Genomic DNA, 16,039 nt, shown 5'->3' with positions numbered 1-16,039 from the left:
GCCGGAAGGGACACTACCATACCAACTTTCGCGGACTGACGCAGGAACGCATCACCGGCAGGCCCGCATCACCACCGCTTGATCCGCAACCCCGGTCCAGCCCGACAGCGACCGGCAATCGGCACCCGCGCACAGCCGGTGCTCGCCGGTGAAGCCGGAGGCCGCCAGCGCGACGCTCTCCTGCGGCGGCAGGCCGGGCACCCACGCCAGCCAGCCGTCGCCGGTCAGCCGAGCGTCCGGTCCCGGTTCCATTCCGGCGCCGGTCCCTCGGATGCGGGCCTCCACCGGGCGCAGGCGGCCGGAGTCCACCGACCAGCGTTCGCGCCATTCGGTCTTCTCGACGGAATGGGTCCAGGACAGGGTGAAATCCGTCCCCGGCAGCGACGCGAGGAGCGCGCCGCCGAGGGCGAACAGGCAGAGACCGGCCACCTCACAAGGCGGGAGCAGCCGCCGGGACACTGCGCCGGCGGCGGTACTGCCACAGCAGGAACAGACCGGCCAGCACAAAGGCGATCTCATCGGTGATCGGCAATGCCACGACGAACAGGAAGGCGGTTGCCGCGGCAAAGATGCGGGCCGCGATCGGCAGGGTGGTCCAGAAGAAACCGATGGTGGCGGCTCCCCACAATGCGATGGCGACGCAGGCCTTGAAGACGATGTAGGCCACGGCGATCCAGTTCTCGCTCTGCAGGAGCAGCGCCGGATCATACACCGCCATGAAGGGAACGACATAGCCGGCCATCGCGATGCGCGTGGCGATGAAGCCGATCTTCATGTGCCCGACCCGCGCGATCGAGGAGGCGGCGAGCGCCGCCAGCGCGACCGGCGGGGTCAGGTCGGCCATGATGCCGAAATAGAAGACGAACATGTGGCTGACGATCAGCGGCACGCCCATGGTCAGCAGCGCAGGGGCCGCGATCGATGCGGTGATGATGTAGTTGGCCGTGGTCGGAAGCCCCGTCCCCAGCACGATGCAGGTCACCATCGTCAGCACCAGCGCCGCCAGCAGGCTGCCGCCCGACAGGTTGACGATGGTGGTGGCGAAGCTGGAGGCAAGGCCGGTCAACGTCATCATGCCGATCAGAACCCCGACCAGCGCACAGGCAATGCCGACGCCGATGGCGTTCTTCGCACCGTCGGCGGTGGCATTCACCACCAGTCGCAGCGTCTCGCGCCCGCCCCTGAGCATCAGGCAGGGGACGACCAGCAAGCCGACCATGGCGAAGGCCAGATGTTCCGTCCGCAGTCCCGTCCGCCACAGACCGGCGGCGACCAGACCCAGCAGCACCCAGAATCCGGCGCGCAGCACGGTCGGGCCGATGGAGGTGACCAGGCTCATGCCCAGGATCAGGGCAATGGTGGCGGCGATGCCGATCACGCCGGCGAAGAGCGGCGTGAAGCCGGAGAACAGCAGATAGACCAAGGCAACCAGCGGCAGGATCAGGTACCAGCCGTCCCGCAGGGCGAGCAGCGCGCTGGGGCACTCCTCCTTCGGCAGACCGACCAGATTGCGCTTGCCCGCCTCCAGATGGACCATCCAGAAGGCGCTGCCGAAATAGAGGATGGCCGGAATGGCGGCGGCGATGGCGACGTCGCTGTACGGCACGCCGATGGTTTCCGCCATGATGAAGGCGGCGGCGCCCATCACCGGCGGCATCAGCTGGCCGCCCATGCTGGCCGTTGCCTCCACCGCGCCGGCGAAGGCGGGGCGATAGCCGAAGCGGGTCATCAGTGGGATGGTGAACTGCCCGGTGGTCAATACGTTGGCGACGCCCGACCCGTTGATCGTCCCCATGAAGCCTGACGAGAAGACCGCCACCTTGGCCGGACCACCCTTCGAATGGCCGACGAGGCCGAGTGAGACATCGTTGAACAGCTTGATCATCCCGGCCCGCTCCAGGAAGGCGCCGAACAGGATGAACAGGAAGATGTAGGTGGCGGACACGAAGGTCGGCGTGCCGTAGATGCCCTCCGTCGACAGGAACAGCGTGTCGATCACCTGATCGAAGTCGTAGCCGCGATGGGCCATCCCGAAGGGCAGTTCCCGTCCGAACAGGGCGTAGGGGATGAACACGCCGCACAGGATCGGCAGCGCCAGCCCCATGATGCGCCGCGCCGCCTCGAAAACCAGGGCGACCGCGACGGCGCCGACGGCGATGTCGATCGCGTTCGGGTCGCCGGACCGCTGGATCAGTTCGACCTCGAAGACGTAATGGTACAGGCCGATGGCGAACCCGGTGAGGCCCAGCAGCCAGTCGTACCAGGGCACCCGCCGGCGCGTGCCGACCCTGCGCGCGCCGAACAGGGTGAAGGTCATCAGGACCAGAAATCCGACATGGACCGACCGCACCACCACGGTTGACAGCGGATTGAAAGCGGCGGTCCAGATCTGGAACACGGAAAAGGCCACGGCGATGGCAAACACCGCCCGCCCGTCGAAGCCCTCGAAGGCGGCGACATGGGCGGGATTCTCCCGGTCTATCGCTTGGCGGGTTTGGGCATCCGCCTCGTTGTCATGAGTCATCAGTCTGCGTTCCCCGCGGCCTTCGCCCCTCCGTTACATCAGCCCCTTTTCCTTGAAGTACTTGATGGCGCCAGGATGCAGCGGCACCGGCGACTGGGTGGCGGTCTTATCGAGCTTGATCTGCTTGGCGGCCACATGGGCGGCGGCCAGCGCGTCGAGATTCTCGAACAGGGTCTTGGTCATCGCATAGGCGGCGTCGTCCGACACGCCGGCATGGCTGACCAGCAGGTTGCGGACCGCGGCGGTCGGCACCGCTTCGGTCTGGCCCGGATAGGTGCCGGCCGGGATCGTCTCGGTGATATAGGCGGCGTCGCCGACCTTCTGCACCAGATCGGCCGGAATGCTGACGATGGTGATCTCCTGCGAAGCCGACAGGTCCTTGATCGCCGCCACGCCGAGGCCGGCGGAGATCAGCGTCGCGTCCAGCTGCCGGTTCTTGATCAGGTCGACCGATTCGCCGAAGGGCAGATACTCGGTCTTGGCGAAGTCCTTATAGGCGAGTCCGGCGGCGCCGAAGATGGCGCGCGCATTCAGCTCCGTCCCCGACTTCGGTGCGCCGACCGACACGCGCTTGCCCTTCAGGTCGGCCAGCGTCTTGATGCCGGACTCCTTGGCAGCGACCACCTGGATGTAGTTGGGATAGATCGCGGCGATGGTGCGCAGCTTCTCCAGCTTCTGCTTGAAGCCGACTTCCTCGTTGCCCTTCCAGGCGTCGCTCAGCGAATCGCCCAGGGTGAAGCCGATCTCACCGCGTCCGGCCTGCAGCAGGTTCAGGTTCTCGACGGATGCTTTGGTCGCCTGCGCCGTCACCTTGGCCCCCGGCAGCGCCTTGCCGTACACGTTCGACAGGGCGACGCCCAGCGGGTAATAGACGCCGCTGGTGCCGCCGGTCAGCACGGTGATGAAGGTCTCCGCCTTGGCCGGCAGGGCGGCGAGACCGAGGCCGATTCCGAGACCGGCAGCGGTGCACAGGGCCAGGACATGACGTTTCACGGACGGGCGATTCATAGCGGCTCTCCCCATTATCGTTGCTGCGCCCGGATCGGTGCCGGGCTGATTTGTTCGTGTGCCCGCGCGTGTGCGGGCAGCCCCAACCCACTGTAACGCGTCATAAAATTGCGCGCCAGTACGTACAATCCGATAGTGTGACGGTCAGCGCACCATTCTTTCGGCCAAGGAATGCAGAGGCTTCTTGACCTCGACGGCCAGTCACCCCCTATCCTTGTGGCGGAAGACGCCGGCCGAAGCGGACACCACCACGGCTCCGGCTCAAGGCGCGTCACACGACAGCAACAAGTCCCAACTGCACGCCAAACGACTGCAAGCCAGACTTCAGCCAGCGGGAGGAAAACCGATGTCCTGTACCGTTTCGATGACCGTCAATGGCAAGACGGTCTCGCGCGAGGTGGAGGAGCGTACCCTGCTCGTCGCCTTCCTGCGCGAACATCTGGGCCTGACGGGCACCCATGTCGGCTGCGACACCAGCCAGTGCGGCGCCTGCGTCGTCCATGTGGACGGACGGTCGGTGAAGTCCTGCACCACGCTGGCCGTCCAGGCCAACGGAACGGAGGTCACGACGATCGAGGGGCTGGCGGCGGCCGACGGCACGCTGCACCCGATGCAGGCCGCCTTCCGCGAGCATCACGGGCTGCAGTGCGGCTTTTGCACGCCGGGCATGGTGATGAGCGCCGTCGATCTGGTCCGCGACAACCCGAACCCGACCGAGGCCGAGATTCGTGAAGGGCTGGAGGGCAACATCTGTCGCTGCACCGGCTACCACAACATCGTCAAGGCGGTGAAGGCGGGGGCGGAAGCGATGTCGGGCGCGCAACCGGCGCCGGTTGCGGCCGAATAAGGGCGATAAGTCCAGCAAGAAGCAGGCATTTCCGCATCTTACGCGTTCCTGTGGGAGGAAACACGAGATGGCGAACCCCAATGGCATCGGCGCCTCGGTGCGCCGGCGCGAAGACCAGCGCTTTCTGACCGGCCGCGGTAACTACACCGACGATTTCAAGCGCCTGAACATGACCCATGCGGTTCATGTGCGCTCCCCCTACGCCCATGCCCGCATCATGGGCATCGACTTCACGGACGCACTGGCGATGCCGGGCGTGGTCGCCGTGCTGACCGGGGCCGATATGGAGGCCGACAAGGTCGGCAGCCTGCCCTGCGGCTGGCAGATCCATTCCAAGGACGGCTCGCCGATGAAGGAGCCGCCGCACTATCCGCTGGCGCGCGACCGCGTGCGCTATGTCGGCGACGCGGTGGCGGTGGTGATCGCCGAGACCCGCGAGCAGGCGCGCGACGCCGCCGAGATGGTGGTGGTCGATTACGAGGAGATGCCGGCGGTGGGCTCCTCCACCCGCGCCATCGCGGGCGGCGCGCCGCTGGTCCATGACGATGCGCCGGACAATGTCTGCTACGACTGGCATCTGGGCGACAAGGCGGCGGTGGATGCCGCCTTCGCCAATGCCGCCCATGTCGCCAAGATCGATCTGGTCAACCAGCGTCTGGTGCCGAACGCGATGGAACCGCGGGCGGCGATGGGCGAATACGACCAGTCGACCGGCGAATACACGCTGACCACCACCAGCCAGAACCCGCACGTCACCCGCCTGCTGATGGGCGCCTTCGTGCTGGGCATTCCCGAACACAAGCTGCGGGTGGTGGCGCCGGACGTCGGCGGCGGCTTCGGGTCGAAGATCTTCCATTACGGCGAAGAGGCCGTCGTCACCTGGGCGGCACGCAAGGTCGGCCGGCCGGTGAAATGGACCGCCGACCGCTCCGAAAGCTTCCTGACCGACGCCCATGGCCGCGACCATGTCAGCCATGCCGAGCTGGCGATGGACGCCGACGGCAACTTCCTGGCGCTGCGCGTCTCGACGCTGGCCAATCTCGGCGCCTATCTGTCGACCTTCGCGCCGTCGATCCCGACCTACCTCTACGCCACCCTGCTGGCCGGCCAGTACAAGACCCCGGCGATCTATGCCGAGGTGAAGGCGGTCTTCACCAACACGTCACCCGTCGACGCCTATCGCGGCGCCGGCCGGCCGGAGGCCTGCTATCTGATCGAACGGCTGGTCGATGTCGCCGCCGGCGTGATGGGCATGGACAAGACCGAGATCCGCCGTCGCAACTTCGTGCCGAAGGAGGCGATGCCCTACCAGACACCGGTGGCATTGCAGTACGACACCGGCGACTTCGCCAAGAACCTGGACATCGCGCTGCCGCTGGTCGACTACCCCGGCTTCCAGCAGCGCCGCGCCGAATCGAAGGCACGCGGCAAGCTGCGCGGCATCGGATTCGCGACATACATCGAAGCCTGCGGCATCGCGCCAAGCAATGTCGCCGGTGCGCTCGGTGCTCGCGCAGGACTTTATGAATGCGCAGAAGTCCGTTTCCATCCAACGGGTTCGGTGACGGTCTTCACCGGCTCTCACAGCCACGGCCAGGGCCATGAGACCACCTTCGCCCAGATCGTGGCTGACCGCTTCGGCATCCCGATCGAGAATGTCGAGATCGTCCACGGCGACACCAACAAGATCCCCTTCGGCATGGGCACCTACGGTTCGCGGTCCCTCGCGGTCGGCGGTTCGGCCCTGGTGAAGGCGATGGACAAGGTGGAGCGCAAGGCGAAGAAGATCGCCGCCCACATGCTGGAGGCTGCCGAGACCGACATTGAGGTGAAGGAAGGCCGCTTCACCGTCGCCGGCACCGACAAGAGCCTGGGCATCGGCGACATCGCCCTGCAGGCCTATGTCCCGCACAACTTCCCGCTCGACGAGTTGGAGCCGGGGCTGGACGAGCAGGCCTTCTACGATCCGAAGAACTTCACCTACCCCAACGGCTGCCATGTCTGCGAGGTGGAGATCGACCCCGACACCGGCGTCACCACCATCGTCAGCTTCGCCGCGGTGGACGATTTCGGCAACGTCATCAACCCGCTGATCGTCGAGGGGCAGGTGCATGGCGGCCTCGTCCAGGGCATCGGACAGGCTCTGTACGAGAACTGCGTCTATGACGAGGAATCGGGCCAGCTCGTCACCGGCTCCTACATGGACTATTGCATGCCGCGGGCCGACGATGTCCCATCCTTCACCGTGCGCTATCACGAGGACCAGCCCTGCACCCACAACCCGCTGGGCGTGAAGGGCTGCGGCGAGGCCGGGACCATCGGTGCCGCCGCCGCCGTGATGAACGCGGTGGTGGACGCGCTGTCGGAGTACGGCGTCACCCACATGGACATGCCGGCGACGCCGGAGAAGGTCTGGCGGACGATCCGCGACGCTGCCCCCGCCCCTGCCATGGCGGCGGAATAAGACGGCCGAAGAAGAAGGAGGCTAGAGAATGTACGCGTTCACGTACCAACGGCCGACAACGCTCGCCGACGCGGCGGCCGCCATCCAGGCGGAAGACGCCAAGCTGCTGGGCGGCGGCCAGACCCTGCTGCCGACGCTGAAACAGCGCTTCGCCCGACCGACCGACCTGATCGACCTCGGCGCCATTCCCGAGCTGAAAGGCATCCGCGAGGCTGATGGCGGCCTGGAGATCGGCGCCTTCACCCGCCATGCGGAGGTTGCCCACTCCGACCTCGTCAAGCGGGTGATCCCGTCGCTGGCGAGCCTCGCGGAGGGCATCGGCGACCGGCAGGTCCGCAACATGGGCACGATGGGCGGCTCCATCGCCAACGCCGACCCGTCCGCCGACTATCCGTCGGCGGTGGTGGCGCTCAAGGCCACGGTGACCACCGACCGCCGAACCATTACCGGCGACGATTTCTTCACCGGCATGTTCGAAACCGCGCTGGAGCCGGGCGAGATCGTCAAGTCGGTGCGCTTCTCCCGTCCCGACAAGGCGGCCTACGCCAAGTTCCGCAACCCGGCCAGCCGCTATGCCATCGTCGGCGTGTTCGTCGCCCGGTTCGGTGCCGAGGTTCGGGTGGCAGTGACCGGCGCGGCCGGCTCCGTCTTTCGCGCTGAAGCGTTCGAGACGGCGCTTGCCGCCGACTTCCGGGCGGAGGCGTTGAACGGCTTGTCGGTGGAGGCCGACGGTCTCAACGCCGACATCCATGCCAGCGCCGACTACCGCGCCCACCTCGTCACCGTGATGGCGAAGCGGGCGGTCGAAGCGGCGGGTTAAGACGGTCGACACGCCCTCGCCACCACTGTCTGTGTGGTGGCGAGGGTGCTTGACGCTGCGGGAAAAGAACGGTCAGACTTTCTCCATGCCGATCATCGTCCGAATAGGGAACGCCCGCGTTTACATCTATGCCGACGACCACAATCCACCGCACTTCCACATTGTCGGGCCGGACTTCAATGCACTGGTCCGGATCAATGATTTGGCGCTGCTGAAAGGCACCGCGCCGCCTGATACCATGCGTAAGGTGCTGGAATGGGCGTCGGAGAACCGGCCATTGCTGGCATTGCGCTGGATTGAGATCAATGGCGAGGAGTAATTCCATGGACCAGCCCCGCGTCGCCGCCGTCGAAGCTCTTTCCAATACGCTGTCGGTGGCTGTGACCTGGATCGATGGCACCCGGGACGTCGTCGATCTGTCCGATCCGATCCGCCGCTTCACCATGTTGCGCCCGCTTGCCGATCCGACCCTGTTCGCCCAGGTGAAGGTGGTGGCTTGGGGTTGGGCCATCGGCTGGGGCGACACGGAGGACCCGGACATCGACTACCCTGCCGACAGGCTGTGGCAACGGGCGCAGGACCAGCGGCGAGCAGCCGCCTGACGCCCTGCATTCATTCAATCCATCAGGGCCCTTCATGACCACCCCCCTCCCCGCATCCGTCGACGACACTCTGGCGCTTCTCACCCGCGGCTCCTACGTCGCGGACCGTTCTCTGGCGACTGCGCTGTTCCTGGCGCTGAAGCTGAAGCGTCCGCTGTTCCTGGAGGGCGAGGCCGGCGTCGGCAAGACCGAGATCGCCAAGGTCCTGTCGGCGACGCTCGGCCGCAAGCTGCTGCGGCTGCAATGCTATGAGGGGCTGGACGCATCGTCGGCCGTCTATGAGTGGAACTATGCCCGCCAGATGATGGAGATCCGGCTGGCCGAGGCGTCGGGTGGGCAGGACCGCGAATCGCTGGCCTCCGACCTGTTCTCCGAACGCTTCCTGGTCAAGCGCCCGCTGCTGCAGGCGCTGGAACCCGACCTTGCCGGGCCGCCGGTTCTGCTGATCGATGAACTCGACCGCACCGACGAGCCTTTCGAGGCCTATCTGCTGGAGATCCTGTCAGACTATCAGATCTCGATCCCGGAATTCGGCACCGTCCATGCGCCGGAGCCGCCCATCGTCATCCTCACCTCCAACCGCACGCGCGAGATCCACGACGCGCTGAAACGGCGCTGCTTCTACCATTGGGTCGATTATCCTTCGGCCGCGCGGGAACGGGAGATCCTGGCGGTCAAGGCGCCGCAGGCGGACGCGCGGCTGGCCGCCCAGGTGGTGGGCTTCGTCCAGACCCTGCGCGGCATGGACCTCTACAAGGCGCCGGGCGTGGCGGAGACGCTGGACTGGGCCCAGGCGCTGGTCGAACTGAACCAGCTGGAGCTGGAACCCTCCGTCATCAACGACACGCTGGGCACGCTGCTGAAATACCAGGACGACATCGCCCGCATCCAGGGCAGCGAGGCGGCGCGCATCCTGACCCAGGTCAAGACCGAGCTGGCCGCCACCACCGCGCGCTGAGGCCGCCATGACGGACGACGCGCCGGCCGGCCGCCTCACCCTCAACCTGATGCATTTCGCCCGCGCGCTGCGCGCCGCCGGCCTGCCGGTCGGGCCGGGAAAGGTTCTGCAGGCGGTGGAGGCGGTGGAGGCGGTCGGCCTGTCCAACCGCACCGATTTCTATTGGGCGCTTCATGCCGTCTTCGTGAACCGCCATGACCAGAGCGAGCTGTTCGACCAAGCCTTCCACGTCTTCTGGCGCAATCCGGACATCCTGAAGCGGATGATGTCGCTGATGCTGCCGAAGGTGCGCACCGAGGCGCCGCCCGACCAGCCGGAGATGGCCCAGCGCCTTGCCGAGGCCCTGCACGGCAGCGGCGCCGAGCAGGAGGAGCCGGAGAAGACGGAGATCGAGATCGACGCCTCCTTCACCGTATCGGCTGCCGAACGCCTGCAGGACAAGGATTTCGAGAAGATGACGGGAGAGGAGATGGCACAGGCCAAGCGCCTGCTGACCCGTCTCGCCCTGCCGCTGGCGGAGGTCACCACCCGCCGCTATCGCCCCGACCCGATGGGGCCGCGCGTCGATCCGCGCGCCACGCTGCGGCGGATGCTGCGCACCGGCGGCGACCTGTCCGACCTGACCCGCAAGCGCCGCCGCACGCGGCCGCCGCCGCTGGTGGTGCTGTGCGACATTTCCGGCTCCATGACCCGCTATTCGCGCATGCTGCTGCATTTCATGCATGCGGTCACCAACGACCGCGACCGGGTCTACAGCTTCGTCTTCGGCACCCGGCTGACCAACATCACCCGCCATCTGCGGCACAAGGACGTTGACGTGGCGCTCGACGCCGTGTCGGGGGCGGTCGCCGACTGGTCGGGCGGCACGCGCATCGGCACCGCGCTGCACGCCTTCAACCGGACCTGGGCGCGGCGGGTGCTGGGCCAGGGCGCCGTGGTGCTTCTCATTACCGACGGGCTGGACAGGGATGCAGGGGAAGGGCTTGCGGCAGAGGCCGAACGGTTGCACAAAAGCTGTCGGCGGCTCGTCTGGCTGAATCCTTTGTTGCGCTGGGAAGGCTTCGCGCCGAAATCCTCGGGCATCCGGGCGCTGCTGCCGCATGTGGACGATTTTCTTGCGGCCCACAGCCTGAACAGCCTCGCGGATCTGGCCGGTGTCCTGTCGGCCGACGGTCCGCGACGTAGCCCGGGCTTGCGCCGCTGGTTGAAGGAGGCGGCGGGATGAACGACACCCTGATGGCGGACAACATCGTGGAGCAGGCAGCCGCATGGCGCGCCGCCGGCCGCAGGGTGGCCCTGGCGACCGTCGTGTCGACCTGGGGCTCCTCGCCGCGGCCGGTCGGCAGCCAGATGGCGTTCGACGACCGCGGGTCGATGGCGGGTTCCGTGTCCGGCGGCTGCATCGAAGGCGCCGTGGCGCATGAGGCCGCCAAGACCATGGAGGACGGCGAACCGCGCGTGCTGTCCTTCGGCATCACCAACGAAATGGCCTGGGAAGTCGGGCTGGCCTGCGGCGGGCAGGTACAGGTCTATATCGAGGCCGTGGAATGAAACGCGAAATTCTGGACCGGCTGCTCGCGGCGAAGGCCGCCGCGATCCCGGCCGCCCTGGTGACCGACCTCAACAGCGGTCTGCAAACCCTTGTCTTCGAAGATACCATCCATGGCGGCTTCGGGCTGGAGCCCGACCTGCTGGACGAGGTGCGGCGGCGCATCCGCCAGGACCGTTCCGGCCTGCTGGTCGATCCGCAGGACGAGGACGGCTTCCGTCTGTTCGTGCATGTCCACAATCCCGCCATGCGGCTGCTGATCGTCGGCGCGGTGCACATCGCCCAGGCGCTGGCCCCGGTGGCGGCGCTGACCGGCTACGACGTGACGGTGATCGATCCGCGTGGAGCCTTCGCGACCGAGGCGCGCTTCCCCGGCATCAAGCTGAACCATCTGTGGCCGGACGAGGCCTTGGCGGAGCTGAAGCCCGATGTCCGCACTGCGGTCGTGACCCTGACCCACGACCCCAAGCTGGACGATCCGGCGCTGATCGCCGCCCTGCGCTCCCCCGCCTTCTATGTCGGCGCGCTGGGCAGCAAGCGCACCCACGCGCTGCGTCTGGACCGCCTGCGCGACGAGGGTCTGAGCGAGGCCGAAGTCAAGCGGATCCGTGGCCCGGTCGGCCTGTCCATCGGCGCCGTCACCCCGGCCGAGATCGCCATATCGACCATGGGACAGATCACCTGCGTGCGCCGCGGAGAGAACCACCCCTGCTGATCGGGGACCACGGGCGGGCGCGATGGCGACCCGCCCGTGTTACCGCTTCCGCCCGTTCATCATTAGCTCTTTGCCCCCGCCTGTTGCTCTGATAAGGCACCAGTGATCCTGTGTGCGGAGCGTTCGTGGCGGACCGCCGGTCATCCTCTTCGTTACCCCGGCTGCCCGCCGGGACAGCCTGCGCGCCGATGACTGCGGCGGGGCGCGCATGAGGATTCGCTCGCGCATCGCGATTGTGGGGGGCGTCCCGGTGGCGGTGGCCGCGGTGATCGCCGTCACCGGCGGTCTTCTGCTGGACCGCAGCGAACGGGTTTACGAGGCGGCGGTACTTGCCGGCTCCGTCTATCGCGACGTGCTGGCGGCGACGGCGGCACGGATCGATTATCTCCAGGTCGCTCCCACCGATCGCGCCGGCCGTGTCGCCCGGTTCGAGGCATTGTCGGCCTCGGCGGGCGCCGAGTTGCGGCAGCTGGATTCATCGGGATCGGCTGCCGACCACCGGCATGAGGTGGAGCGCGCCACCGCGGTGCTGGAGCGCTACGTCGGCCAGATGCGCGCCTTCATCGAAGTGACGGGCGCCAATGATGCGGCCGTCGCCGATATGGGCCGGCATTCCGCCAGCCTGATGACGCTGACCGATCGTGCCCGGAAGCGCCAGCACGCCGCCAATGTGGATTCGCTCGGCTCGCTTACGGAAGCGGACCAGCGCCTGCGCGACAGCCGCGACGTGGTCGACGGAGCCCATGAACTGCGCGAGGCGATGCTGGCCCTGCAACGTGCGGAGGCGCAGCATGTCGCGGCACTGGCCTTCGGAACCGGGGTCTTCGGAACCGGGCGACCGCTGACCGCCGCGGATTTCCGCATCGCCACCGACAAGCTGACGGCCACTGCCGACCGGCTCCAGGCGGCATTGCGCCGCACCGATCCGTTGGCCGACCGCTATCCGGCGACGGAAACCGCCGGCCGCTATGCCGCGGCGGTCGCCGACCTGCAATCCGCCGTGCAGGCGCTGCACGAGACGCGGGCGGAGCGCGACGCGGCACTGAACCGGTTCGAATCGGCGCTCCAGGCGGCTGCCGGCTTCGGCGAAGACGGCAGGTCGGGTGCCGGCCTTGGGGAACGGATGCTGGCGGAGCAGGTCATCCGGACCCTGCCGGTGGTGCGGGCACTGGTCCTGACCGGCACCTTGAACCAACAGCCGGACGTGACCTTCCTCTCCACCCTCCTGCCATCGGTCCGCCCGGCATTGGACGGGTTGCATGAGGTGCAGGCGCGCTCCACCGCCGCGCAGCGGAGGCTCGCCGATTCGCAGCATGCCAGCGCTGGAGCGGCATCCGCCATCGAGGCGCTGACCGCACGAATCCTGATGGTGAAAGCGACCGGATACACCGCGCTCCAGGAAGAGGTGGTGCAGCTGATCGCCTATGCCATCCAGGCCAACGATACGGAGCAGGAAACCCAGAATATCGCCATCGTCGCCCTGCGCCTGGGCCGGCGGGCGGCCGATGCCGTGGCGGTGCGCGACGCGGAGGAAGCCGACCGCATCGTCGACGATGCCGGCGAGCTTCTGGAGACGGTGCATGGACTTCCGATGTCGCCACTGCTGCAGGACGAGGTGCTGTCGGCAATCCGCAGCTGGCGCGACAGCCTCAGACGGACCGCGGAGGGCCTGCGCCGGCTGAACCAGCTGCTGATCACCATGGACCGCGACGCGGGTGCCCTGGTGGAGACCGCCCGCCAGTTGGACGAGACCTTCCGCGACGAGGCGGCCCGCATCGGCGACCTGCTGAGCCGTATCCTGATCATCGGGGCGACCATCGGCCTGCTGCTGGGCGGTGGTGCGGCGGTCGTGGTCGCGCGCTCCATCAGCAGGCCGGTCTTGCGGCTGCAGCGGCAGATGACCCGGCTGGCCGAGGATCCGCTGGCCGGCCCGATCGACGGCACGCGTCGTCAGGACGAGTTCGGCGCGATGGCGCGCGCCGCGGCCTTCTTCATCCGCGAAATCGGGCTGCGCGAACTGGCGGCCCGCGAGGCGAAGGAGCGTGCCGACCGCGCCTTGGAGGACCTGCGCCGCACCCAGGCCGATCTGATCCAGGCGGAGAAAATGGCCTCTCTCGGCGCTCTGGTCGCCGGCGTGGCGCACGAGATCAACACGCCGCTCGGCAATGCCCTGATGGGGTCCACCCATCTGCAGGACCGGTTGGAATCGATCGGGCGCTTGGCCCGGGAGGGAAAGCTGCGCCGTAGCGACTTCGCCGATTTCCAGGAGACGGCGGAGGAATTGGCACGGCTGATGGTGCTGAACCTGCGTCAGGCTGGCGAACTGGTGCAGAGCTTCAAGCAGGTCGCCGCCGACCAGACCAGCGACGAATGGCGGCGCTTCGCATTGAAACCCTATCTGGAGGATCTGGCGACCAGCCTCAGCCCGTCCTGGCGCCGCGCGGGCCACAGCCTGCGTGTCAACTGCCCCGAGGACATCGAGATCAATGGATATCCCGGCGCGCTGGCTCAGGTCCTGACCAATCTCGTGATGAACTCCATCATCCATGGCTATCAGGACGGCAAGCCGGGTCACCTTCTGATTGCGGCCAGCACGCCAAGCCCGGAACTGGTGGAGCTGGTCTATACTGATGACGGCAAGGGTATTCCGGCGGCCGATTTGGGACGGGTGTTCGATCCTTTCTTCACCACCCGCCGCGGAACCGGCAGCACCGGGCTTGGGCTGCACATTGTTTACAATCTTGTAGCGAACACTCTGGGCGGAAGGGTTGCGGTGGAGAGCCGTGCCGGCCAGGGCGTTCGCTTCACCATTCGCTTTCCACGACGACTTGCTACTGATAACGTGGCCCTTGCGATCGAAGCACAATCCGTGCAGGAGCAGTAAATGCCTTTGCCGCCGATGACGTTTGTGAAAAGGATTGTGCAAGGGACATCTATTATCGTCTTGCTTGCGGGAACGTCCGGCGCTGCGCAGGCCGACAAGTCACTTGTCTACTGCACGGAGGGAAATCCGCAGAGCTTCAATGCCCAGGTGTCCACCTCCGGCACCAGTGTGAATGCGGCCAGCCCCCTGTTCAACAATCTGGTGGAGTTCGGCCGCGGCACGCAGATCATCACGCCGGCTCTTGCCGAGTCCTATTCGGTTTCCGATGATGGTCTGGTTTACGATTTCCGTTTGCGCCGGAACGTCCAGTTTCATTCGAACGAGCATTTTACGCCCAGCCGGGCGTTAAACGCCGATGACGTGCTGTTTACGTTCGAACGTCAATGGAAGAGCGATCATCCCTATCACGTTGTCGGTCCAGCAACTTACGATTACTTCCGGGGCATGGGTCTGCCGACCCTGTTGAAATCGGTGGAGAAGCTGGACGACCACACGGTTCGCATCACGCTGAACCGGCCGGAAGCACCGTTCCTCGCCGATCTCGCCATGCCGTTTCTGTCGATCCAGTCGGCGGAATATGCCGACATCCTGATGAAGGCGAAGCGACCGGACCTGTTCGACGAGGACCCCATCGGCACGGGACCGTTCCGTCTTGTGTCATACCAGCCCGATCTCGCCATCCGCTACAAGGCGTTCGACGCCTATTGGCAGGGACGCCAGCCGCTGGACAACCTGATCTACTCGATCACCCCGAACATCGCCGTACGCCTGAACAAGCTGCGGTCCGGCGAGTGCCACGTGATGATCTTCCCCAACCCGGCGGAGTTGGGAAAGATCGAAAAGGACCCCAATCTGGTCATCGAGCAGCAGGACGGGAAGAACGTCGCCTATATGGCGTTCAACACAGGCAAGCCGCCGCTCGACGATGTGCGGGTGCGGCGCGCCATCACTCTGGCGATCGACAAGCGCACGTTGGTCGATGCCGTCTACCAGAATGGAGGTCGGCCGGCGAAGAACCCGATCCCACCCAGCATGTGGTCTTACGACGACAGCATCGAGGAGCACCCGTTCGATCCCATGACGGCGCGGGACCTGTTGATCGAAGCAGGATATCCGGAAGGCTTCACCCTCGATCTCTGGTATCCGCCGGTCACGCGCCCCTACATGCCCAACGGCAAGCGCGCCGCCGAAATGATCCGCGAGAACCTGGAGCGTGTTGGGATCAAAGTCACGCTGAAGACGGAGAATTGGGGCAACTATCGCAGCCGCGTGACGCAGGGCGAGCAGGACATGGTGATCTATGGCTGGACCGGCGACAACGGCGATCCCGACAACTTCCTGTATTTCCTGCTGAGTTGCACCGGCGCGCATCCGGGCGGCACCAATGTCGCAAGGTGGTGCAATCCGGATTTCGAAGAACAGATCACCAAAGCAAAATCCGATAACAGTATCGAGAAGCGCGCGGTGTATTATCGTAAAGCGCAACAGATATTCAATCATGAAATGCCGTGGTTCCCGATAGCCAACACTTTCATTGCGGTGGTTCACCGCAAAGAGGTGAAGAATTACACGAATAACTTATTCAAACAGGATTTCTCAGGCGTCGATATAGAAGCCCAGTGAGCGACAGGGATATGCAAACCTCTCCTGGACAAGCCTCGCACGAGG

14 protein-coding genes are annotated in these 16,039 nt (G+C 66.2%); 11 read left to right on the top strand and 3 right to left on the bottom strand.

What is annotated here, in order from left to right; all coding sequences use genetic code 11:
* Nucleotides 1-51 precede the first annotated feature (51 nt).
* From FZ983_RS23470 to FZ983_RS23460, 3 genes are read right to left on the bottom strand one after another with little or no spacing between them, the layout of a single operon-like run.
* Complete coding sequence (locus tag FZ983_RS23470) at nucleotides 52-429, bottom strand: DUF1850 domain-containing protein (protein ID WP_149225897.1); 378 nt, start codon at nucleotides 427-429, stop codon at nucleotides 52-54.
* A 1-nt stretch (nucleotide 430) separates the two neighbouring features.
* Nucleotides 431-2,524 (bottom strand): TRAP transporter permease, encoded by a 2,094-nt coding sequence (locus FZ983_RS23465; RefSeq protein ID WP_149225895.1) that lies wholly within the window; start codon nucleotides 2,522-2,524, stop codon nucleotides 431-433.
* 33 nt (nucleotides 2,525-2,557) lie between these two features.
* Nucleotides 2,558-3,532, bottom strand: a complete 975-nt coding sequence (locus FZ983_RS23460; RefSeq protein ID WP_211102971.1) for a TAXI family TRAP transporter solute-binding subunit — start codon at nucleotides 3,530-3,532, stop codon at nucleotides 2,558-2,560.
* Nucleotides 3,533-3,878: 346 nt separating this feature from the next.
* Between FZ983_RS23460 and FZ983_RS23455 the strand changes: the two genes are divergently transcribed.
* From FZ983_RS23455 to FZ983_RS23405, 11 genes are all read left to right on the top strand, one after another.
* Nucleotides 3,879-4,379: a (2Fe-2S)-binding protein gene (locus tag FZ983_RS23455; RefSeq protein ID WP_149225893.1), complete on the top strand. Its 501-nt coding sequence runs from the start codon at nucleotides 3,879-3,881 to the stop codon at nucleotides 4,377-4,379.
* 67 nt (nucleotides 4,380-4,446) lie between these two features.
* Nucleotides 4,447-6,843, top strand: a complete 2,397-nt coding sequence (locus FZ983_RS23450; protein WP_149225891.1) for a xanthine dehydrogenase family protein molybdopterin-binding subunit — start codon at nucleotides 4,447-4,449, stop codon at nucleotides 6,841-6,843.
* A gap of 28 nt (nucleotides 6,844-6,871) precedes the next feature.
* Nucleotides 6,872-7,663, top strand: coding sequence for a xanthine dehydrogenase family protein subunit M (locus FZ983_RS23445; protein ID WP_149225890.1), 792 nt, complete (start codon nucleotides 6,872-6,874; stop codon nucleotides 7,661-7,663).
* A gap of 85 nt (nucleotides 7,664-7,748) precedes the next feature.
* A complete protein-coding gene (locus FZ983_RS23440) occupies nucleotides 7,749-7,982 on the top strand; it encodes a DUF4160 domain-containing protein (RefSeq protein WP_247883941.1) in 234 nt (77 codons plus the stop codon).
* Nucleotides 7,983-7,986: 4 nt separating this feature from the next.
* Nucleotides 7,987-8,265, top strand: a complete 279-nt coding sequence (locus FZ983_RS23435) for a DUF2442 domain-containing protein (RefSeq protein ID WP_149225888.1) — start codon at nucleotides 7,987-7,989, stop codon at nucleotides 8,263-8,265.
* A 34-nt stretch (nucleotides 8,266-8,299) separates the two neighbouring features.
* Nucleotides 8,300-9,223, top strand: a complete 924-nt coding sequence (locus FZ983_RS23430) for a MoxR family ATPase (protein WP_149225887.1) — start codon at nucleotides 8,300-8,302, stop codon at nucleotides 9,221-9,223.
* 7 nt (nucleotides 9,224-9,230) lie between these two features.
* Nucleotides 9,231-10,448 (top strand): VWA domain-containing protein, encoded by a 1,218-nt coding sequence (locus tag FZ983_RS23425; protein ID WP_149225886.1) that lies wholly within the window; start codon nucleotides 9,231-9,233, stop codon nucleotides 10,446-10,448.
* Nucleotides 10,445-10,774, top strand: a complete 330-nt coding sequence (locus tag FZ983_RS23420) for an XdhC family protein (protein WP_188092469.1) — start codon at nucleotides 10,445-10,447, stop codon at nucleotides 10,772-10,774. Before FZ983_RS23425 ends, FZ983_RS23420 begins: the two co-directional genes overlap by 4 nt.
* Nucleotides 10,771-11,487, top strand: coding sequence for an XdhC family protein (locus FZ983_RS23415; protein ID WP_149225885.1), 717 nt, complete (start codon nucleotides 10,771-10,773; stop codon nucleotides 11,485-11,487). The genes FZ983_RS23420 and FZ983_RS23415 overlap by 4 nt, the downstream gene beginning before the upstream one ends.
* Before the next feature lie 208 nt (nucleotides 11,488-11,695).
* On the top strand, nucleotides 11,696-14,371 hold the full coding sequence (locus tag FZ983_RS23410) for a HAMP domain-containing sensor histidine kinase (RefSeq protein ID WP_247883940.1): 2,676 nt from the start codon (nucleotides 11,696-11,698) through the stop codon (nucleotides 14,369-14,371).
* Entirely contained in the window at nucleotides 14,372-15,994 is a 1,623-nt protein-coding gene (locus tag FZ983_RS23405) for an ABC transporter substrate-binding protein (protein ID WP_149225884.1), read from the top strand.
* The last annotated feature ends 45 nt before the right edge of the window (nucleotides 15,995-16,039 follow it).

It is taken from the genome of Azospirillum sp. B21, from assembly GCF_008364825.1.
Classification (GTDB): domain Bacteria; phylum Pseudomonadota; class Alphaproteobacteria; order Azospirillales; family Azospirillaceae; genus Azospirillum.
Note: the sequence above shows the minus strand (reverse complement) of the source record. Positions and strands in the feature narration are given on the sequence as shown.